At 55.6% G+C, this 21,932-nt stretch carries 14 protein-coding genes; 6 read left to right on the top strand and 8 right to left on the bottom strand.

Annotated features, from left to right (window positions below; genetic code table 11):
• Window positions 1-106 precede the first annotated feature (106 nt).
• Entirely contained in the window at window positions 107-2,692 is a 2,586-nt protein-coding gene (gene porU2, locus ROI90_RS13710) for a putative type IX secretion system sortase PorU2 (RefSeq protein ID WP_315998913.1), read from the bottom strand.
• Between the two features lie 93 nt (window positions 2,693-2,785).
• Window positions 2,786-3,883, bottom strand: a complete 1,098-nt coding sequence (locus ROI90_RS13705; protein ID WP_315998912.1) for a putative type IX sorting system protein PorV2 — start codon at window positions 3,881-3,883, stop codon at window positions 2,786-2,788.
• A gap of 281 nt (window positions 3,884-4,164) precedes the next feature.
• On the opposite strand from ROI90_RS13705, the gene ROI90_RS13700 reads away from it, so the two are divergent.
• Window positions 4,165-4,572 carry a PadR family transcriptional regulator gene (locus tag ROI90_RS13700; RefSeq protein WP_315998911.1) on the top strand — a complete coding sequence of 136 codons (408 nt, stop codon included), beginning with the start codon at window positions 4,165-4,167 and terminating at the stop codon, window positions 4,570-4,572.
• A 43-nt stretch (window positions 4,573-4,615) separates the two neighbouring features.
• Complete coding sequence (locus tag ROI90_RS13695; protein ID WP_315998910.1) at window positions 4,616-7,237, top strand: PspC domain-containing protein; 2,622 nt, start codon at window positions 4,616-4,618, stop codon at window positions 7,235-7,237.
• Window positions 7,238-7,697: 460 nt separating this feature from the next.
• Here the strand turns inward: ROI90_RS13695 and ROI90_RS13690 are convergent, their stop codons facing one another.
• The 4 genes from ROI90_RS13690 to mce form a co-directional block, all read right to left on the bottom strand.
• The gene (locus ROI90_RS13690; protein ID WP_315998909.1) at window positions 7,698-9,113 is read right to left on the bottom strand and encodes a CCA tRNA nucleotidyltransferase; all 1,416 of its coding nucleotides are present in this window, start codon (window positions 9,111-9,113) and stop codon (window positions 7,698-7,700) included.
• 119 nt (window positions 9,114-9,232) lie between these two features.
• A complete protein-coding gene (locus tag ROI90_RS13685; protein ID WP_315998908.1) occupies window positions 9,233-9,514 on the bottom strand; it encodes a hypothetical protein in 282 nt (93 codons plus the stop codon).
• 223 nt (window positions 9,515-9,737) lie between these two features.
• On the bottom strand, window positions 9,738-10,313 hold the full coding sequence (locus ROI90_RS13680) for an L-threonylcarbamoyladenylate synthase (protein WP_315998907.1): 576 nt from the start codon (window positions 10,311-10,313) through the stop codon (window positions 9,738-9,740).
• 10 nt (window positions 10,314-10,323) lie between these two features.
• Window positions 10,324-10,728, bottom strand: a complete 405-nt coding sequence (gene mce / locus ROI90_RS13675; protein WP_315998906.1) for a methylmalonyl-CoA epimerase — start codon at window positions 10,726-10,728, stop codon at window positions 10,324-10,326.
• 154 nt (window positions 10,729-10,882) lie between these two features.
• Here mce and ROI90_RS13670 point away from each other — a divergent pair, with 154 nt between their 5' ends.
• From ROI90_RS13670 to ROI90_RS13655, 4 genes are all read left to right on the top strand, one after another.
• Window positions 10,883-12,097, top strand: a complete 1,215-nt coding sequence (locus ROI90_RS13670) for an IscS subfamily cysteine desulfurase (protein WP_315998905.1) — start codon at window positions 10,883-10,885, stop codon at window positions 12,095-12,097.
• Between the two features lie 108 nt (window positions 12,098-12,205).
• On the top strand, window positions 12,206-12,622 hold the full coding sequence (iscU, locus tag ROI90_RS13665) for a Fe-S cluster assembly scaffold IscU (RefSeq protein ID WP_044001465.1): 417 nt from the start codon (window positions 12,206-12,208) through the stop codon (window positions 12,620-12,622).
• Between the two features lie 120 nt (window positions 12,623-12,742).
• Window positions 12,743-13,153, top strand: coding sequence for a hypothetical protein (locus tag ROI90_RS13660; RefSeq protein ID WP_315998904.1), 411 nt, complete (start codon window positions 12,743-12,745; stop codon window positions 13,151-13,153).
• Between the two features lie 94 nt (window positions 13,154-13,247).
• Window positions 13,248-13,574 (top strand): HesB/IscA family protein, encoded by a 327-nt coding sequence (locus ROI90_RS13655; protein ID WP_125429177.1) that lies wholly within the window; start codon window positions 13,248-13,250, stop codon window positions 13,572-13,574.
• Between the two features lie 124 nt (window positions 13,575-13,698).
• On the opposite strand, the gene ROI90_RS13650 is transcribed toward ROI90_RS13655, so the two are convergent.
• Window positions 13,699-17,169, bottom strand: a complete 3,471-nt coding sequence (locus ROI90_RS13650) for a choice-of-anchor D domain-containing protein (RefSeq protein WP_315998903.1) — start codon at window positions 17,167-17,169, stop codon at window positions 13,699-13,701.
• A 1,055-nt stretch (window positions 17,170-18,224) separates the two neighbouring features.
• Window positions 18,225-21,617, bottom strand: coding sequence for a T9SS type A sorting domain-containing protein (locus ROI90_RS13645; protein WP_315998902.1), 3,393 nt, complete (start codon window positions 21,615-21,617; stop codon window positions 18,225-18,227).
• Window positions 21,618-21,932: the final 315 nt, after the last annotated feature.

Genomic DNA, 21,932 nt, shown 5'->3' with positions numbered 1-21,932 from the left:
GGCCCCGCCCGCCGCTCGTGCCTTCCCGGCCCGGCAGTAACGGCGCGATGCGCGCCCACTGCGCGTCGGTCAACATGTACTCCATTCCCAAACATACTAGCCACTGTTAACACTTCCTAGTGAGCGTGGTGCTGCCAAACGTGCGCGTCACCCGGATGTTAAGCGCGCCCACCGTGATGCGGCCGGGGTTACTCACGCCCAGCTTCAGCTCAAACCGGGCGCTGGGCATAGCAGCTACCACCGTGGGCGAAATCTGCAGGCGGCTGTCGGCGGTCTGAAAATCGGGCTGCAGCGGCGAGAACAGCTTCAGGGCCGGGTCGCCCTGCCAAATGGTATTCATCAGCATGGCAATCTTCGACGCGGTAGGATTAGCGGCCTGCAGACGACGGGTTACCTCGCGCTGCACTTCCGCAACTGGCTTGCCGTACCAGGCATCGTCGGCAAACAGCAGCTTGACCATTTCCGTGTGCATCTCGTGCAGCTCGTTATCAAAACTCAAATCTGAGTCCGATAAGAATCCGATGATGCCTTTTTCTTCGGCCAGTAGGTAATCCTCGCCCCCAAACGAGCCAGCAGCCGTAAACGAATTACCGGCTGAACAGCCGCTTACGTACCATATTGGATACTTACCCTTATTGGCAAACCCGGTAGTGGCATCGTTAATCCGGGCAACATTCCACGCTAAGTTGTTGGGTCCTCCATGACCGAAATAGGAAATAAATCCTACTCCGTTATTGAAGTCGGCGGCAAGATTCAATGGGGGAGCTTCCCCTGGTAACCGGCCCGGGTAATCAGGTCGACGGTATTTTTTAATTACTGTGCCCGCAAAAGGCGGTTTCTGGACATACGTGGCATATGAATCGACATACGATTCAAACTGTGCTATTTCGTACGGGTAAAGGTTGCCGAACATGTGGATGACGTTTTTCCGCCAAGGCTCAAAGCCCAGCCCCTCGTGCTCCTTCAGCTTATTCAGATAGTTCACCACCTGTTGGGGGGTGCGAGCCGCTACCCGGCCCGTATTCATGCGGGCCTGATAACTACCATTGGGCCAGTCGGCCGTAAAAAAGGCATCCGAAACACCGCGTGTGCTGGCGGGCACCAAGTTGCGCACCGGATTCAGGCCCGAGCAGTCACCGAAATAATCGGGACGCTGCCGCAGGAAGCCGCAGCTGTTCTCCGTTACCCCAATGCCTTTCCCTAGCAGTAGCAATGATTGGGGCCGGGTGCTGCCCGCCATCATCCACAGCGTAAACTGGCGCACTGCCAAGGTCGACATCTCGCCGTAGTGAAATTGGTCGTACAGCTGCTGAGAAGTCACCACTATCGTATCCCAGCCACCACCAACTGCCGATGCCCGATACTGCGCATACGCCCGCACGGGATTGGCAATTCCGCCAGCCGGTTTCATCAATATAGGGTGCGACACAATGATAAAATTGTGCGCCGCTGGCGAGATATTTCGAAAAACAATGCGCCGGGCCGGTTGAGGCACCAAGGGCTGGCTGGTATCAAACAGTAGCAGATTGCGCGTCCGATTCACCGTATTCGGGAAGCCGAAGCCGCGCTGCGTGGCCGTGGCACCGGCATTACCTTCAATGCGGGTCACATTGTAGGCGTCGGTTACATCGAAGCCGCGCACGGAAGCCGGAATGGAATCGAGAACGAAATAAGCCGAACCGGCCAGTGTGGAGTCGTTGGAGAAATATGCCTGCCGCCGACGTGTTAGCCACCTGTTCGTCTGGGCATGCCGAATTCGGACAAAGGCAGCCTGCGCCCGGTCGCCCCAGGTAGGCCGCACACCGGTACCCTTTTGGGTAATGGTAATTCGTACTTTGCCATCAGCGCTACGGTCAGAAGCCAGCAATGGGAAGCGGCCGCGCGTATTAGCAAAATTGGTGAAGGTAAGCTGGCCGAGCACGCGGGTGCCAGAGGAGGAAACCACGGCTATTTCCGAAATATGCTGGCCCATGGACCCGCCTACCATTTGAATATCCAGCATCATAGCGGTAGTTCCCGCTGCCACTGACCACACGGAGTCGAGCACCATGGTTACGGGCTGTATGGTAGGGCTGGTAGCACCTGTGGGCGTAAACAAGCGAGCCTGCTGGTTACTCAGGAAACCTTCTCCCGCCTCTGCCCACGGCTGGTATATATTCTCCTCATCATTTACCCAGTAAGATGCCTGGGCAAATACCTGATAGGGTTGATGAATTCGATAGGGATGCGCAGTAGTAGGTGACGGGTTTGTCTGCACCATCCGTTTCCCAACCGCGGCTGACCAGGTCAGGAAGTACGCCGACGTATCCGTAAACAGACTATACAATGGCTGTCCTTGGTCAGCCGCAGCTTTAAACATGCCACGGTCCAAAGCCGCATCGTTCCGCTGGCCGTAGAACTCCACGAACGTGCTGTTGTCCAGCGCGGCCGTGTTGCCACCCACATGGATAGCCACCTGCTTGCCCCGCCGCCACAGTTGCAGGCGCTCCGGGCTTACGCCGCTGATACCGGCCCGCTGCAGATATTGATAATCTAGCCGGTAGATACCATTTTGTGCTACTTGTATTTTATAGTACTGCTGCCCCGGTACAATCCACTCGTTGCCGTAGGGGCCCGACTGGGCGCGCACGGCAGATGCACTCAGGAGAAGGAGCAGGACCAGTAACCATAGTTTCTGGTAGGCCTGTTTCATATAGTCGATTGTTAGTTGTCAGTTGGTAGTTGTCAGCTGATAGTTATCAGTTGTCAGAACAGTGCTGACAACTGATAACTATCAACTGACACCTTATTTAATGCCGTAGCCCAGGGATACGATGATGGAGGTGGGCTGGGAGCGTTGCCCCAGCTTTTCCACGGCCAAGCGCGTGAGGGCCATATCCAGGCGCAGGCCGCTCAGGGCCAGGCCTACACCCAGGCTGGGCTGCACCTTCCACTCTTCCTTGCCCGTGAAAGACTGTACCTGCTGCAGGTTGCCCACGCCGCCGCGCAAGTACACCAGCTGCTTGTAGCCCAGCTCCAGCCCGGCGCGGGGGTCCAGGCTTACGGCACTGCTGGATACCAGGGTATTGCGTTGCCCGTCGGTGCTGATTTCTACATCCACGGCCGGCAGGGCCGTAAACTCGCCGGGCAGCTTGAACAGGCGGCTGGCACCCAGCACAAACAGGGGCAGGGTAATTTCGGTGCTGCTCTTGGGTAATTCGTCCAAGGCGCTAGCCGAGCCCTCAAACTCCTCGGGATGAATGGTCCAGGCGTTGTAGGTGGTGGTTACGTCGCGGGCCATCAGGGCTAGGCGCCAGTCGTTGCGACGGTACTGCACCCCGGCATCCACCCCAAATCCGATGGCGTTGGCGAAGGAGCCGATGTTGCGGTAAATGACTTTTGCATTAGCCCCCACCTGCAGGCCTTCAATGCTCCCAATCTGGCGAGCATAGGAAAGCAACAGGGCGTAGTCGGCTACCGAGAAGTAGCGGATGTTGTCGTAGTTAATGTAGCCGTCGTAGTCAATCAGGTTCTGGGTATCGGCAATATCATCCACGCCCAGCCGGATCAGGCTCACGCCCAGGGCGCTTTTGTCATCGAGCTTCATACCGAAGCTGGCGTAGTCGTTTTTCACGATGCCCGAGAACAGCTCAGAATGCATCAAAACGCCGTCGTACTTGGTTTTCTGGTTGACTAGTCCGGCGGGGTTCCAGTAGCCGGCCGTGGCATCGTCGGCCAGGCTCACCTGCACTTTGCCCATCCCGAGGGCCCGGCCCCCTACCCCAATATTGAGGAATTCGTTGCTGTACTTGGGCGTCTTGTCCTGGGCCAGGGCGGGCGCGGCGGCCAGCACGCTCAAACCTAGGCCCATGAGCAGGGCCGCACTACGGGAAACGTGGAGCATAGAGAGTGTAATCAGATAGAAAGCCGGAAAAGTTGCGGGGCGTGGCTGGAACGCAAGATACTCATTAATAGTGCGAGGCGGTTTTAAGTTCTCGGGCAAACCCCATTTTGAGCGGCAGAAACCGAGTTTTTAGCCGTTTTCCGGGCCAGCCAGTCTCCACCTCTTCCAGGGCTGCCCACCCGAATATTCAGATTCATGAAAATATTTTTACCAGGTACCTTGCGTTACATAGTACCTTCTGTTATATTTGTCTCATTCTTCACCGATATCTGCCTCAGCCCATGAAAGTCGAGAACACCCAAGTGCAGATGCGGAAGGGCATCCTGGAGTTCTGCATTCTGGAAATCATTGCCCGCGGCGAGGTGTACGCGTCCGATATGCTCGAAGAGCTGACTTCTGCCCGCATGATTGTGGTGGAAGGCACGCTCTACCCGCTGCTAACCCGCCTCAAAAACGCGGGCCTGCTGGACTACACCTGGAAGGAGTCTACCTCCGGCCCGCCCCGCAAGTACTACACCCTCACCCCCGATGGCCAGGAGTTTCTGCACCAGCTGCGCCTGACCTGGGAGGAAGTCCAGGACTCCATCCGCATCATCCGCCAGAAGCCCCACACCCCGGGCGCCGCCACGCCGGCCCCGCTCACGGTAGCCCCGCCGGACGCGCCTCTGCCCCCTGACGCGCTGCTCTAAGCACCGCCCCTACAAGTTATTCTTGACTAGTTGCAGCACTGAGATGAAAAAGAACATCAGCATCAACCTTCAGGGCATGATCTTCCACATTGAGGAAGACGGCTACGAAGTGCTTAGCCGCTACCTGGCGGAAGTGAAAGCCCACTTCAGCGGCTACCGGGGCCACGAGGAAATTGTGGCCGATATCGAGAGCCGCATTGCCGAGCTCTTCGCCGCCCGCCTTTCCGGCCTCAAGCAGGTAATTACCCTGGAGGATGTGGAGGCCATGACGGCCAAAATGGGCCGCGTGAGCGACTTCCAGTCGGCCGACGACGCCGAGGACGAGGAGGAGCTGCTGGCCGAGGCCGTAGCCAACGGCTCAGCCCAGGGTACCTACGCCGGTAGCGCCTACACTACCGGCCGCCGCGCCAAGTCCGGCCCGGAGGCCGCCGCTGATGCCGACACCACGGAAGCCGCGCCCAAACAGATGTACCGCGACATGGCTCACCGCAAGGTGGCCGGGGTAGCGGCCGGGCTGGCCCAGTATTTCAACACCAACCCCCTCTGGATCCGGATAGGTTTGCTGGTATTGGTGCTGGCCGTGCCCGCCGTGTTCGACAATACCCCGCTGAACAACTTCGGGGAACGGGTAACCGGCTTCACGATACTGTCCTACATCATTCTGTGGGTAGTGCTGCCCAAGCGCTACAACGCCACCGACCCCGATACCGACCCCGCGTTCAAGAAGCTGTATCGTGACACCGACAACGGTAAAGTCGGGGGCGTATCGGCGGGACTGGCGGCCTACCTGCGGGTAGATGTGGTAGTAGTGCGCATTGCCTTCCTGCTGCTACTGTTTGCCGGCAGCCTGGGTTTCTGGCTCTACGTGATTCTGTGGATACTCTTGCCGGAGGCGAAAACCGCCTCCGACAAGCTCCGCATGCGCGGCGACGCCGTCACCCTCTCGGCCCTGGATGAAAACCTGCGCAACAACCCCTACGCTGCTGGTTCGGAGGCCGGGCCCGTGAACAACCGCCCCGTGGGTACTTTCTTGGAGGATTCCTTCAGCAACGTGCGGCCCATTGTCAACTCCATTGGCTCCCTAATCCGGGTAGTAGCCGGGGGCGTGCTCACCCTCACCGGCTTCGGCTTTCTGCTAGCCACTGTGATGGCGCTGGGCGTGGGCCTGGGTATCATCTCCTCCTCCGACGACCTGGACTTCGGCCCCCTACAGCCCTTCCTGCTCTTCAATGACATTTCCATCTGGGCGGTACTCTCCTTCTTCCTGGTTACTGCCATTCCGGCCCTGGCCATGCTGCTGACCGGAGTGGGCCTGCTGCTGCGCCGCACGGTGCTCAGCCGTACCGCCTCCCTGACCATGTTGGGTTTGTGGCTGCTGGGTGTGGTGGGTAGTACGGTGGCTGGCATCCGGGTGGGCCGGGAGTTCCAGCGGGAAGAGGAAATTACGCAGACAACGGCCCTGGGCGGCCTGACCAGCTCCCGCCTCGTGCTGGAGCGCCGCCAGCTCAACAGCGGCGAATGGGTAGACCTGGACCTGGTGGGTATTGATAGTGCGCAGGCCCCTCGCCTGGAGCGCATCATCTCGGCCAAAGGCGCCACTGATTCCATTGCCCGCCGCAATGCCGCTACCACTACGGTGCACACGCTGCGCATCCTCAACGACTCCACGCTAAACGTGGACGACCACTTCAACTACCAGCCCAGCGCCCGTTTCCGGGACCAGGAAATGCGCCTGCGCCTGCTCATGCCCCGGGGCCGCACCTTCCGCATGACGGAAACCTTCGCTAACTGGCTGAATGAGGAAGATTACCTGAACGGCCGGGCCCCCATTCACCCCGAAAACTTTGTATTCCGCATGAACGGCAACAAAGTGGAGTGCGTGAACTGCCAGGAAACCGACCTGCGCAGCCGCAACGAAGATGCTGAGGACGAGGACCGGGAGGACTACGAAGAAGGCCGCTCCGACTCCAACGTGAACCTGAACTTTGAGCGGGTAGAGCCTATCAATGCCGATGAAGAGTCTTATGGCTCGGAGCGGCAGACCTTCAACGAAACCGGTTTCAACCACATTACAGTTGTAGGTGGTTTCCGGGCCCTCATCCGCCAGGGCAGTAGCTACAGTGTGCGCGCCGCCGGCAACGGCCGCGCCCTGCGCGACATCAAAGTGACGCGCGACGGCAACGAGTTGACCATTGCCCCCCGTAACCGCGACCTGTTCGATTCCCGCAGCAACGATGACGAAGTGCTGCTCATCATCGAAACACCTGAGCTCAACGACCTGGAACTGGTGGGCGGTACCCGGGCCGAGGTAAGCGGCTTTAACTCCGGCACCCTCAACGTGCAGCAAACCGGCGGTAGCCAGTTGCGCTTTCGCGGCGAGTTGCAGGGGCTGACCATGTCCCTGACCGGGGGCTGCCAGGCCGACCTGAAAGGCAGCGCTGAACGCCTGAAAATAGAAAGCACCGCCGCCTGCGATGTGGCCGCCACCGACTTCACCGCCCGCCGTGCCGATATTGATGCCATCGGGGCCAGCAAAGTGCGCGTGCACGTTACCGAGGAGCTAACGGCCGATGCTGTGGGAGCCAGCCTGATTGAGTACAGCGGCAAGCCCAGTCAGGTACGCCGGGAGGCCGTGGGTGCGGCCACTATTCGCTCCGTGGAATAAGTGCATTTCCGACTTGCAGGGAGGGTTTGCAACAGGCAAGCCTTCTCTGCAAGCGTGAAAACAAACGGCGTATTGCTTACTGATACTCCGACACTTACCCTAACGTATCTGTAACCCTGCGGCTTTTCATTCGTTCTACATGTCTGAAATCGAATATTACTGGAACAGTTCTTGCCCAAGCAACCATTGTTCCGTCGCAGGCATCTATTGTTGAGCTAACGCAACTGTAGTACTGGGTCCATTTGTGAGTGAAAGGTGAGACCCGAAGGCAGCCCCGGCCTACCCTCCTGCTGCAACAGGACGGCCGGAGCTGCCTTCAATGCGTTTAGAGGGTAAATACGAACACCCCTTGTCATCCTGAGCAGAGCGAAGGACCTTACTACGTATGAACAAAAACCGTGACACCGGCTTGTTCAAAAGTGGTAAGGTCCTTCGCTCTGCTCAGGATGACAAGGGGTGTTTATTTCGTCGGCACCAGCCCTTTGCGCTGGCCTAGTTCCAATAGCAGCGAGAATGCCTCCGGGTATTCGTTGCGGATTTTGCCTTCCAGGATGGCTTCCAGTAAGGCTTCCTTTAGCTCACCTACCTCCCGACTGGGCTTGAGGCCAAAGGTTTCCATGATGATTTCGCCGGTAATAACGGGCTTGAAGTTGCGCAGGTGGTCTTTCTCTTCTACTTCCTTCAGCTTCTGCTCCACCACATCGAAGTTGCGCAGGTAGCGGGCCACGCGCTGGTGGTCCTTGCTGGTAATATCGGCCCGGCAGAGCAGCATCAGACGGTCCACGTCGTCGCCGGCCTCGAACAGCAGGCGGCGCACCGCAGAGTCCGTCACAATTTCCTTGACCAGGGCAATGGGCCGCAGGTGCAGGCGCACCAGCTTCTGCACCTGGCGCATTTCCTCGCCCAGGGGCAGTTTCAGGTCGGTGAAGATGCCGGGAACCCAGCGCGCGCCCTTGTCCTCGTGCCCGTGGAAGGTCCAGCCTACGCGCTTATCGTAGCGCTTGGTGGCGGGCTTGGCAATGTCGTGCAGGATGGCGGCCCACCGCAGCCACAGGTCGCCGCCGGCCGCCACCACGTTATCCAGCACCTGCAGCGTGTGGTAGAAGTTGTCCTTGTGCGCATGCTGGCCTACTTTCTCCACCCCTTGCAATTGAGCCATTTTCGGGAAGATGAGCGGCAGCAGCCCGCAGCTAAACAGCAGCTTAAAGCCGTAGCTGGGCTTCGGGGCCATGATAATCTTGTTCAGCTCCGTAGTGATGCGCTCCTGGGAGATAATCTTGATGCGCTCTTTGTTGCGGGCCAGGGCATCAAACGTATCGGGGTCAATATCGAAATTCAGCTGGGTGGCAAACCGGATGGCGCGCAGCATGCGCAGCGGGTCATCGGAAAACGTAATATCCGGGTCCAGCGGGGTGCGGATAATTTTGCGTTGCAGGTCGCCCATGCCGTCGTAGCGGTCCACTAGCTGCCCGTAGGTTTCGGGGTTCAGGCTCAGACCCAGGGCGTTGATGGTGAAGTCGCGGCGGGCTAGGTCGTCTTCCAAGGTGCCGGCTTCCACCTCGGGCTTGCGGCTTTCGGCCCGGTAGCTCTCCTTGCGGGCACCCACAAACTCCACCTCTATTTCGGGCGTGGGCAGCATGGCCGTCCCAAAGTTCTTGAACACGGTTACGCGCGGCCGGCCGGGCAGCTTGCGGCCCACGGCCTGGGCCAGCGCAATTCCGTCGCCCACGCACACCACATCCACATCCTTGCTTTCCCGTTTCAGCGCCAAATCCCGCACGTAGCCGCCAATTACGTAGGCGGGAAACCCCAGCTCGCCGGCAGCATCGGCAATGGTACGGAACAACGGTAGGTCGGGCAGTTGGGGGTGTTGCATGGGGCAAAGGTAGCAGGAGCCACGCTACCGCGCAGGTTGTGACCTTGGGTGAAAGCAACAAAAAAGCTCCTCCGACCTAGGGCCGGAGGAGCTTTAAACGGCTTAGCCGTTAGGCGAACCTATTGTTTAACGGGAGTTTCCTCAACTGCACCAGCGGCGGGCTGGTTACGTACTACAGCGGTGTCACCGGCGGTAGGAGCAGTTTCTTCTTTTACCTCGGCAGCAGCGTTGTCGGTAGCGTTTTCAACAGCGTCGCCAGCAGCTTCCGTGTTGGCAGCAGCATCGTTGGCAGCGCTTTCGGCGGTAGCCTCAGCGTTTTCCTGCGTTTTCTCCGAGCACGAAGCCAAGGCGAAAGGAGCAAAAGCGGCCAGAACAAGTAGGGATTTGAAAGAGAATTTCATGGCAAAAAAGTCGAAAGGGTTGGAGTTGAATTTGAATTCAGGGCTTCATACCTCCTACTGCCAAAAAGTAACCCAACCCAACCCGCTTTTTTGTTGGAGAATCCTATTTGATGCAGAAGCACAACGGTAAGCGGCTGCAAGCAGAACGAGTGGTGTTGAGTGGACTAACTGAGTTTCGCGCGAGTGAAACCGGCCGCAGTCCACTGCCGCCGGGTACAGATGCCTAGTCCCGCAGCACCTCCAACTGCCCATCGGCCAGCACCCGCACTACACGGGAAGGCGCGGCCCGGGTTTTATCATCCTGCCGCCAGTTCACCACGTAGTCGGCCTTGCGCACCAGCGCCGGGCTGATTTCGCTGAATAGGGCCGGGGTAGGCTCTCCGCTCAGGTTAGCCGAAGTAGACACCAGCCCGTGGCCCAGCCGCCGGATAACCAGCCGGCAAAACTCGTCCTCCTGTACTACGCGCAGGCCAATGGTGCCATCGGGGGCCAGCAGGTTGGGGGCCAGTTGTCGGCTGCCGGGCACTACATAGGTAGTGGGCCGTTTCTGGGCAGCCAGCAGCTCCGTCAGATTTGGGGGAACCACTTCGGCGTAGCGGGCAAACATCTGCTCATCGGCCACCAGCACGATGCAGGCTTTTTCGGCGGGCCGGTTTTTGAGCTTGTACACCTGCTCCACGGCGCGCGTTACTTCGGCATCACACCCCAGGCCCCACACCGTATCGGTAGGGTACAGAATCACCTGCTGCAACAGCAGGGCATCCACCGCACTATCTACTTCCTGACGAAAAAACTTCATACCGGTTGGACTATTTAATGGTTTGGCACAGCTCCACCAGTACGCCGCCCGCCGACTTCGGGTGCACGAAACACACCAGTTTGTTATCGGCGCCGCGCTTGGGTTCTTCGTTGAGCAGCTGAAAGCCCTCGGCCCGCAGCCGCGCCATTTCTGCCCGGATGTCGTCCACCTCAAAGGCAACGTGATGAATACCCTCAGGTTTTTTTTCCAGGTAGCGCGTAATGGCACTGTCGGGGGAGGTGCCGGCCAGCAGTTCAATTTTGGAGCCCCCTACCTGAAAAAACACTGTATCCACGGCTTCTGAGGCTACATGCTCCCGTTTATAGGGCTCCTGGCCAAGCAACGTGGTATATAAGGAAGTGGCCGCTTCCAGGTCTTTAACGGCGAGGCCCAGATGTTCGAGGTTGGTAAGCATGAGTTAGTCGAGAAGGGCGAAACCGGCATAGCGCAGCTTCGTCGGTTTTGTTCTACTTTTGCAGGTACAAATGTGGGAAGAAATGAAAACCTGTTGGCAGGTTTTTGTGTTCTACCTACGAATGATTCTCCGCTGAAACCAGACACTCCGAGCCATGCTCAAGCTACCTATTTACCTCGACAACAACGCCACCACGCCCCTCGACCCGCGTGTTCTGGAGGCCATGATGCCGTACCTGACCGAGGTATTCGGCAATGCTGCCTCGCGTAACCATCCCTTCGGCTGGGCTGCTGAGGAGGCTGTGGATTATGCCCGTGAGCAGATTGCCGGCCTGATCAACTGTGACCCCAAGGAAATTATTTTCACCTCGGGCGCCACTGAATCCGATAACCTCGGCATCAAGGGTGTGTTTGAGATGTACTCCCAGAAGGGCAACCACATCATCACCGCTACCACCGAGCACAAAGCCGTGCTCGACACCTGCAAGCACATTGAGAAGCTGGGCGGCCGGGTAACTTACCTGCCCGTTAACGCCGAGGGCCTCATCAGCCTGGAAGAGCTGGAAGCCGCCATGACGCCGGAAACCATTCTGGTGACTATCATGTATGGCAACAACGAAACCGGCACCATTCAGCCCATCAAGGAAATTGCCGCCATTGCCCACAAGCACGGCGCGTTGTTCATGACGGACGGTACCCAGGCCGTTGGCAAAGTTCCGGTAGACGTACTGGCTGATGGCATTGACCTGATGGCCTTCACGGCCCACAAGATGTACGGCCCCAAAGGCGTAGGTGCATTATACGTGCGCCGCAAGAACCCCCGCGTGAAAGTTACCGCCCAGATGGACGGCGGCGGCCACGAGCGGGGCATGCGCTCCGGTACGCTCAACGTGCCCGGCATTGTGGGCTTGGGCAAAGCCTGTGAGCTGGCTAAGCTGGATATGGCCGCCGATACGGCCCGCCTCAGCGCCATGCGCGACCGGCTGGAAAAAGAGTTGCTGACGCTGGAGGAAAGCTACGTAAACGGCTCGGTGGAGCGCCGCTTGCCCCACGTGGCCAACATCAGCTTTAAGTATGTAGAGGGTGAAGGCCTGATGATGGGCGTGAAAGACTTGGCGGTATCATCCGGCTCGGCCTGCACCTCAGCTTCTCTGGAGCCCTCCTACGTGCTGAAGGCGTTAGGCCTCAGCGACGACCTTGCCCATAGCTCTTTGCGCTTCGGCCTGAGCCGCTTCACTACCGATGAGCAAATCGATTATGCCATCAACCACGTAAAGGAAGCCGTTACAAAGCTGCGCGAAATGTCTCCCCTGTGGGAGATGTTCAAAGAGGGCATCGACCTGAACTCTATTGAGTGGGCGGAACATTAACAGTGCATGGTTCTTGGTTGTTAGTGCTTAGGTCGTTCTATCCACTAGCAACCAACCTACAACTAGGCACTAAGCACCAACAACTACGCACTAACAACCACAAAAGCCATGGCTTACTCCGATAAGGTAATCGACCATTACAGCAACCCCCGCAACGTGGGCACGCTGGACAAAAGCAAAAAGAACGTAGGTACCGGCCTGGTGGGCGCCCCCGAGTGCGGCGACGTAATGCGTCTGCAAATTGAGGTAGACGAAACCACCAATACCATCACCGACGCCAAATTCAAAACCTTCGGCTGCGGCTCGGCTATTGCGTCGTCGTCGCTGGCCACGGAATGGCTGAAAGGCAAAACGGTGGATGAGGCTCTGGCCATCGACAACATGGAAATTGTGGAGGAGCTGGCTTTGCCACCCGTGAAAATCCACTGCTCAGTATTGGCTGAGGACGCCATCAAATCGGCAATCAACGACTACCGTGTAAAGAACGGGTTGCCCGAACTGGAAATGGCCAAGTCGCACCACTAGTCTGAGAGCAGAAGTTAAGGAGCCAGAAGATAGAATCAACCTTCCCCAGCGGATAGTTGATCTGTCTTCTGGCTCCTTTCTGCTTACTTCTTTCCGCTAGCAACCATCTTCTGCAAAACCATGGACCTCTCCCCTACCGATATACACATCGAAAGTGCCCGGATTCAGCGCCAGATAGAGGATTATCTGGGTCTGGGAGCGGGTAACCTGCTGTTCGAGTTCCGGCAGCTGGATGGACAAACGCGGCTGGATTTAATTACGGTTAACCCGCGCCACCATCAAAGCTTTCTATTCCGTTATGAAACGGGGTACGACAAGTTGGAGGCGTTGCGCAAGATGCTAGCCTACGTACAGCGTTTTCGCGACGAGGAAAGCTCGTACACCATTCAGTGGCGCACGCGCGGCGACAAGGAATTGCAGACCTCCTATTTCCGGGCGCACAATGTGTATGAAGCACTGGATAAGCTCTACTACGGCCGTGACTTAACTACCATTACGGTATTTAGTGTGGTGCTAAACCCTAGTTCTTAGAATGTTTCTGAACAAGCACCGTATCTTTGGTGTTCTGTATCTGACATTCCTCTCGGGTAACGCCTACAGCGCCCCGGTTTAGCCTTTTTCGCCCATGATTACCGTTTCTGATAAAGCCAAGGAGAAAGTTGAAAAGCTCATGCAGGATGCAGAGCTGGATGCTACCTACCGTTTGCGGGCCTCGGTGGCTGGTGGTGGTTGTTCCGGCCTAAGCTATAAGCTTGACTTCGACAACGAAGTAAAACCCATGGACCAAGAGTTCGAGGATAAGGGCGTTAAGGTGGTAGTAGATATGAAAAGCTTCCTCTACCTGGCCGGTACTCAGCTTGATTTCTCGGACGGCCTAAACGGCAAAGGATTTTACTTTGATAACCCCAACGCGTCGCGCACTTGTGGCTGTGGGGAGAGTTTCTCAGTATAACTTTTGAGTATGGCTGTCAAAAAGGCCTCCCGTAGCTAACGGGAGGCCTTTTTATTGCTAGCAACTACCCACTTCATGCAGGAATGGCTTTTCACTGCGGGTAGCCGCTTCTGCACAGCACTATCTATTCCTTGATGAGTTTGTGCGCGAAACGTCCTGCAGCGGTAGTAATTACTATCTGGTATATGCCGGCAGGCAAGTTGCTCACCTGTATGGGCGTGGCACCCTGAACTACTCCGTGCAGCATCACACGCCCCAGGGTATTTACTACCTGATAAGTGCCCCGAGTGGCTGCCGGTGCCTGCAGCATCAGTTCCGTGTGCACCGGGTTAGGGTACAGGCTGATGGCCACGCGCCGGTTTATAACCCGTACCGCCGAGTATGCCGATTTACCATCTGCGTCTAGCTGGCGGAGACGATAGTATAGCTGCTCACCAGACGCGTTGGAATCGAGGAAGGTATAGTGCTGGCTTTGTGTGGTAGTACCCCGGCCTTTCACATGAGCCACTACCTGGAACTCCTTACCGTCCGTGCTGCGCTGCACCTCAAATCCGACGTTATTGAGTTCAGAAGCAGTGCTCCAACTTAGACGAACATTTGTTTGCGCGGCCTCCGCCTCGAACGACACCAGCGTAACCGGCAGCGGATTCATGGTCAGGGCTGGGTCGGTGCTGGCCAGCGCAAAATCACTGAAGGAGCTGAAAGAACCAGAGGTAAGCGTGCCCGCCACGAAATTATTGAGTGAGGCAGCACCAGAACCGGCACTACGGCCAATACTTTCCCAAGGCCCAGCAGAAGTAGAGCGCTTGGCTACAACAAAGGTCTCGGCGGAAGGGTCATGTACCTGGTCATCGGTATCGAAGCTGAGCGTAACGGTACCGTTGAAACCAGTGGGCTGCACATCAGGAGAGATGGATGTGTAATGGAAAGCCGATACACGGGTGAGCGGAGCCATAAGCGTTGAATTGCGGGCCGACTGGTTGAACAGCTCGGCGGTATAAGTAGTCGTGCTGGTTTGCGTAGCTACGGATAAAGCAGCCGGCCGAGCTTTACCATTCTTGCCAATGGGAAAGACGAAACTGACCGGCGTTGTCACCGGTACAACTATGCGTTTTAGAGGGCCATTCACGTAACTGCCCAGCGTAGAGGCCGAGGAGATGGTGGCAGTGGGCAGCAGCGTGAGCGTATTAGCAGCATCGGTGTTGATGAGGCCGCTGGTCAGGGTAAGCGGCCCTTCCAGTGTTATTGCTCCTACCGGCGTCAGCACATCATTGTTCTGCAGCGTCAGGCTGTGGTAGCTGCCGGCGGCAATAGTAGCAGCCGGGTTGCTAAAGACGAGCTGGCCTACCGTCGCGCCCCAGCCCGTAGCTGCCCGTACGCCATCCAGGGTGAGAGTTGGGGCACTGCTGCCTCCCTGGCGCAACCCAACGGCATTTAGTGTAGGGTAAGTATCGTTGCCTGTAACAGACAACAGTCCAGACGAAGGCTCGGTAGCGGATGCGGCTGGCAGCACATACAGTGTAGCAATATCCCCTCCTGCCACTGTCTGATATTTCAGAACCAGCAGGTAAGTAGTATTTAGTTGAAAAACCTGATTAGCGTACGTTGCAATGCCCGTTATGGACAGCCCCATCTGGTAGCCGCCGGTTGCCGATTTTGCGAATACCCGGCCGCGGAAAGAGCTATTATCCCCAGACTCGAGAAAGTGCAGGAAATAGTCGCCGTTGGTGGTAGCCGCCGATACGCGCACCGTAGTAGCCACGTAGAGTGTAGTAGCGCCAGTTGGTGCCGTAAACGTGCGGTGCAAATCGTCGCCGCTTGGTACCAGCTTCACGCGCCGGGTGGTCGTGGTATCGACCAGGCCCAACGGGTAACCACTCAGTGCGTTATTGCCCGTTACCAAGGTTATCGTATTCGAACCAGTGCCTTGGGACACCCAGCCGTGGGTTTTGAGGTCGTCGCCGGCTGGGTAGGTGAAGTTATCTTCCAGCAGAAGCATACCAGTAGCCGTAGCGGCCAGCGAAGTAGTGCCAGAGCCTCTCACCGTTAGGGGGTAGGGGTTTTCATCAAGGTCATTGCTGGCAATACTCAGTACGGCGCTGCGCATACCAGTTGCGGAGGGGGTGAATAGTACTGTGAACTGCACTGAGCTACCCGCTGCCACACTGGCTACGGTAGGCTGGGTAATAGAAAAGTCGGCGGCATTAGTCCCAGATACCGTTACAATGGGCAGGCCCGTTAAGTCCAGCGGAGCAGTGCCCCGGTTTTGAATATCCAGCACAATGCTGGTGGTGGAGGCCGCGGGAGTGTTCCCGAACGTTACGGTACTACCTGCCGGCAAATTCATGCTAGCTTGGAGCACATCTATTTCCGGCTGCGGCGCGCATATGTTCACTGGCCCCTGGGAGTTACGCGGGGTTGGAGTTCCCACTACAAAGTCAGTAGCATTATTGTCCGTGTCCAGGCAGCCACCGCTTTGGCGCACCACGGCGGTGGCATTACTAGGCTCCGGCGTGGGGCCATTTCCTTCGTAGCAGTTGGTTGAGCTTCCGTAACCCACAAAATCGAGGATACCGCTGGTTGGGCAGGTGCCGGTCAAGACTGTGGTATTCCCAACCAGCGCCACTTTTCCATCTGAGTTACTTAGGGTGAAGCTAGTTACCAGGTCAGCCGTGGGCAATGGGGCGCCGGTTGTGCCCGGGCTGCTGGTTCGAATAAGAAAGTAAGCTCCTGCGGCCAGCGTAGTATTGGCTGGAATTGCCAGTACGCTCCAGCTAGAGCCCGCACCGCTGGCATACTGCACCGACCAGCCACCGATGGCCACCGGGCTGCCGGTTACGTTGTGCAACTCTACGAAGTCGGCATTGTACGGAGCATTACTATTGCCGCCGCCCCCGTAGGCCTGGCTGATAATCACCTGCCCTGCTATTGGGGCTGGGTTCACCGTTCCGTTTACTACTACATCCTGCGAGACGCCGCCCGACGCGTTGGTAACAGCGCCCCCGAAAGAACCTGTAGCTGCCCCGGTCAGCCGCACGTACACCGTAGTGCTACCCGTTGCCGGAGCCTCAACGCTGTTGGCAAATGGCCCACCTGTTGTCAAGGATACAGCGTAGCCCGTCGGAGCCGTAACCACAATGGGAGCTGAAAGGGCCGTGGGTGTGAGTACGTAGGACTGCGTGGCCGACGCCGTACCTACTTGGGTAGTAAACTCGCTCAGGCTGCCTGGAGTAACCTTTATGGCTGGCACCTGTGCCGTTACAATACCATCAAGTGCTACGTTTTTCGTCGCTGCATTGAGGGCGGTGTTGGTAACCAGCAAAGGCGCCGAGGCCGTACCATAAGGTCCAGAAGTAGCAGAAGCAGCCAAGCGCACATAAATGGTGCGGCCGGCCGTGGCATTGCTCTGACTGACGGTAAAAGAGGAAGAGTAGCTACCCGGAGAGGTAGGAGTACCCTGCGCTATTTCATAGCCGCCCGGAGCCGTTACTAGTACGCCACTCGTCAGGTCAGTGCCCTTCAATACATAAGTCTGACTAGCCGAAGCTAAACCTTCCGTTGTACTAAAGCCCGACAAGCTACCGGGAGTAACCATAAGTTCGGGAACGGCAGCTACCGTACCACTCACTGCTATAGTAGCCGTGGTACCGCCACCGTTAACTGTCACTGTTTCGTTGTAGGCACCGGCTGTCAGCCCGGCCTTCAAGCGCACATACATCGGAGTTGCCGCCAGCACGCCCCCCGAATTGGAAATAGAAACAACAGAACTAAAAGTAGCATCATCCCCTGATACCTCGTAATTGTTGGGAGCCGTTATCGTAATAGCTCCGCTCGTCAGATTACGGCCCTCCAGGCTGAATGATTTGGATGCCGACGGCCCACTGCCGACCACATACGTGAAGTTTGTTAGGTTTGTAGGTGTAGTATTAAGTGAAGGAGAAGTTGGGGATGTCGTTAAACTAACTTGATCAAGTTGGATATTCCCGCTCGTTTTTGCCGAATAGTTAAATCGGATGTAGCGACTTGATGACTTTGGATTATCTGTATAATTAGCAGTTGTAGAAGATAGATTAACTATTGAACGTAGAGTGGTGTAAGTGCTACCGTCCGAAGATTCTTGAACTAAGAATGTCCCAACAGTAGTACCAGAAGATGGGTTACCTTTAATATAGTATCCAAGAGATCCAACTATGCCGTTGACGGTGATTACGAGCATATCCCCCGTATCATCGAATTTTGCAGACCCGCCCGTAGTGTTAGTACCTAAATTCCCTGAATAGTCGGAGCCTAGTGCACTTTGGGTCCAGCCAGCAGGCAATCCAGAAGTCCATGGGCCGTTATGCGACGTAGGTAAAGAAGCCTGACCCCAGCTTACCAGCGGCAACAGCAATACTAGCGCAAAAAGAAACCGCCATGTATACTGGCGGCATAACGAGGCGGGGGTGGAACTGTAGAATTGCTTCATTGGCAAAAGGTGAGTAAACAGATGAGGAGACGGTTCAGAGCAATATATTCAACTGTAAAGGTCCTATCCATGCCGGATTAAAATATGGGTTGTCTATTATGGAATGGTTAAGAATAGTAGCCACAAAAAAAGTGCCTCCCGTTACCGGGAGGCACTTTTCATTTTTAACTAAGTAAGCTGATTGCTTATTTCTTCACGATGCGGCGGGTTACTTTCGCAGTTCCCTCACCTACCGTTACTAGGTAAGTACCAGTTTGCAGGCTGCTCATGTTGAGCTTGCTGTCGGCACCTAGTTTCTGCGTGCTGATTACGCGGCCGGTCATGTCGGTAATTACAGCCGTTACGCCTTCTGTAGAGCCACCCAGTTCAATGGTTAGCTGGTCTTCAACCGGGTTAGGGTACATGGTCACATCACCCGAGTTCAGGAAGCTTACTGCTACCAGTGAGCTGAAGCTGCTGCTGCCATCCAAATCAACCTGCTTGAGGCGGTAGTAAGACACCCCGTTCAGCGGCTTCTTGTCAACCTCATTGTAAACAGTGCGGCTGGAGGTAGTGCCTTTGCCCTCGCGAATCAGTACTGTTTCAAACGAACGACCATCACGGCTGCGCTGCACTTCGAAGTGCTTGTTGTTTAGCTCAGCAGCAGTTTCCCAGTTCAAAGCAACTTGGTTGTTTTTCACCTTAGCCGAGAAGGACACCAGCGTAACCGGTAGTGGCGAAGGAGCAATGATGCCAGGAATGGTATTCGGTACTGGTGGCGACAAATAGTTTTCAGCTCCGATTACGCTCGTATTCCCACCTACTCCATTGTCAATATTATTGTACTCAAATGTGTAGAAATAATAGGTGGTGGCCAGATCCAATCCGTCTACTACTACCGTCTGGTTAGCACCGGCATACACAGAGAAATAGCCAGGAGCAATTTGCGGACCTTGACCGTACGTCTGGTTACCAGTCTGATACGAGTTACCATCAAGCGGCTGGTTGCTTCCAGGTAGATTAGGATTCGTACTGGCTACAATCAAGCGACCCTCACCGTAACCGAGCTGGGCGTAGTTAGCAGGCAAGTCAAAAGTCACCGTAGCAGTGCTACCACTGCGGGTCACCGTGGCAGTGCTACGCAGAGTTGGCTCAACATCTATAGAACGGCCTGACAGCAAATCATTAGCGCCAAATGCCTGCACTGATTTGTTAGCGAAGTCGTTGCTCTGGAATTGCAGCGTCGACTGTGCTGTCCCCAGGTACGTAGGCTTGTAACGCACATAGATCTGCTGATTGATAGTATACGTTGTCGTGTTAGGCGTCAGCGTCAGCGTGTTTGTGAAAGTCACATTGTCAAGCGACAATTCAAATTGCGGAGCGTTGCCTGGATTCAGCGGGTTAGTGGCCAGCACCTTGGAAATAGTTACTGGCTGCAATACACGCTGTGCATTAATAGTCAGTGCCTGGGAAGCGGAAGTTGTATTGAGTACAACAAGGCTTACCTCTTGGAAAGCGTTAACAATCTGAATGGTAGGTTCACTGGTACCAGCTACTGGAATACCTTGTCTTACCGCTGGGGGACTAGAATTCAGAATTAGCGAGGAAACAGTACGAGCATCTGTAGGAACGAAGCGTACATAAATAGTGGTGGCCGTTACATCGGGACCCGAGTTGCGTGCTACCACAATAGTATTACCCGTACCAGAAATACCCGTGAAGTTTGGATCAGTCGATACCTGGAAGTACTGGGGAGCAACTACCGTAATATCCTGGAGCAGGTTAGAGCCCGACAGCGTATACGACTGCACATCGGAAGGAACTCCCGGTACAGTGGAGAAAAGCGTCAGGTTGCCCGAAGCATTGATTACCGAGTTGTTACCCGTGCTGTTCGCTGTAATGGTAACCACTTGGTTTGTAGCGCCCGTGCTGGAGGCTGTGATGCTGCCCGTGAAAGGACCGCTGGCAATTGGACCGGTCAGTTGCACTTCGATATTACGGATAGAAACCGTGCCGCTCGAAGGAGCAATTACCAATGGGCCATTTGTAAAGCTGCCACCAGCGGAGGCATCCCGGAATACGATGTTGTTGCTAGAACCCGTAAGCACCAGTGGAGCAGTCAGGTTGCCTGCATTAACAGCAAACGTAAGCGTCTGGGCCGATCCAGTGGCGGATACAGTGCCGAAATCCAATGAGTTGGGATTTACAACAATGAAAGGCCCGGTGGGAATAGGATCAGCCTGACCAGTCACTGCCACCGAAGTAGAAGCGTTGGGAGTAGTAATGTTGATAGCAGACGAATACGCACCGGCTGTGGTAGGCTGGAAAGCCGCCTGAAAGGTAAAGCCAGTCGAAACCTCAGCAGCTGTCAACACAATGGACTGCGCATAGCTGTCAGAAGAAGTCCGACGTACTCGGAAGCCAGTGGGAGCTGTTACTGTTACGTTAGATACCACGTTGGTACCAGATATTGTTACGTTCTGCGGAGTAGAGCTCTGACCCACGAAAACGGAGCCGAAAGCAATAGAAGCAGGATTGGCCGACAGAGTAGGTACAACACCATTACCAGTTAGGTCAACCTCGGCCGATGGTACACCGGGGCTGCTAATTACTAATGTGCCGTTATTTACACCGGCGGCCGTAGGCACAAAGCGTACCTGCACCCGCGTACTAGGTACAACACCATTGTTGGCGGCTAGAGCCAGCGAAGAACCGTACGTACCCGAGCCGAAAGCCCGGATTTGATAACCAGATGGAGCAGTCAGCGTCAGGTTGCCTGTCAGGTCTTGGCCGCTCACCCGAATAACCTGGGCTGTGCCGTTAGAACCCACCTGTACATCACCGAAGTCAAGGTTGTTTGGCTGAGCGGTGACCACCCCAGTGGTAGTACCAGTCAGGGTCGCGTCATCAAGTCGGTAATCAAAAGTATTACTGGTAACGTTTACGCGGGAAAACCGAATAGACACGAGGGGGTTACCGACAGCATTGGCGGGCAACGTAACAGTAGCAGTGCCCCAGCCACCGGCAGAACCAGCCGAATACGTGTAGGGAATGTTGTTGTAATCGTATGATACAGTGCCTGCGGAGTTAACAGTGCCAATACCAAACAGCACCCGAAATCGGCTGTTGTTGGCAGCCACGTTACTGCTTGCAAAAGCACCAGCCGGAGCATTCAGCAAGAACGTAAGTGAAGCCGAAGAGAAACCGGCCGTACTAACCGAGCTGATGGTGAAGGTGGATGCCGCTGCTACGTTAGCGAAATACACGTTTGGTCCTGCTGAACCGGTGCTGGCATTCGTTAGAGACAATACGGGCGGGGTAGTGCCGGTGGTAGCATACGTGAAGCCCTTCTCATTGTCATTGTCAAAGCCTAGATTAGCTTCGTACGAATCTACTGTCTGGCCTTCCGTTGCGGTAGTGCCCATCCGTTCCACAAAGGTCTGAGCAAAGCCCGCACCTGGTAGCAGAACAAAGGCCCAAGCAATGAATAATCGAAACCAGCTAGGCTGCTTTTCGACTGCATTGTAAGTCTTTTTCATAAAGTATGGTAAAAGAAAAGTTTCAGATTGTTTTTTTCTGGGTGTAGCGGCTACTAACAAGCTAGCAACCGATGGTTTTTGGGGAGCTATACGGTGAAATGCATGAATAGATTATAACATTACCAAGATGGATTATTACCTTTTATATGAACAAAGATGCAGGAGCATTGTGCATTGCTTTACCATCATAACACGTGCCAAAAATACTTTGCCTACTCGTAAATGCGTTCATATTCACAGGTATACTCTACTTGTATGCAGAATAAATACAGTAAATATTCTATATTCAAGGTCTTCAAATGAAGTTTTCACAAAATTACAACATATGTCGCAGTAGGCTACTATTATTCTTTGAGATAATGAAATAGCTATGTG

The sequence above is a fragment of the Hymenobacter endophyticus genome, from assembly GCF_032464715.1.
GTDB lineage: Bacteria > Bacteroidota > Bacteroidia > Cytophagales > Hymenobacteraceae > Hymenobacter > Hymenobacter endophyticus.
The sequence above is the reverse complement of the archived record's forward strand: the minus strand, read 5'-3'. Positions and strand labels throughout refer to the sequence as shown.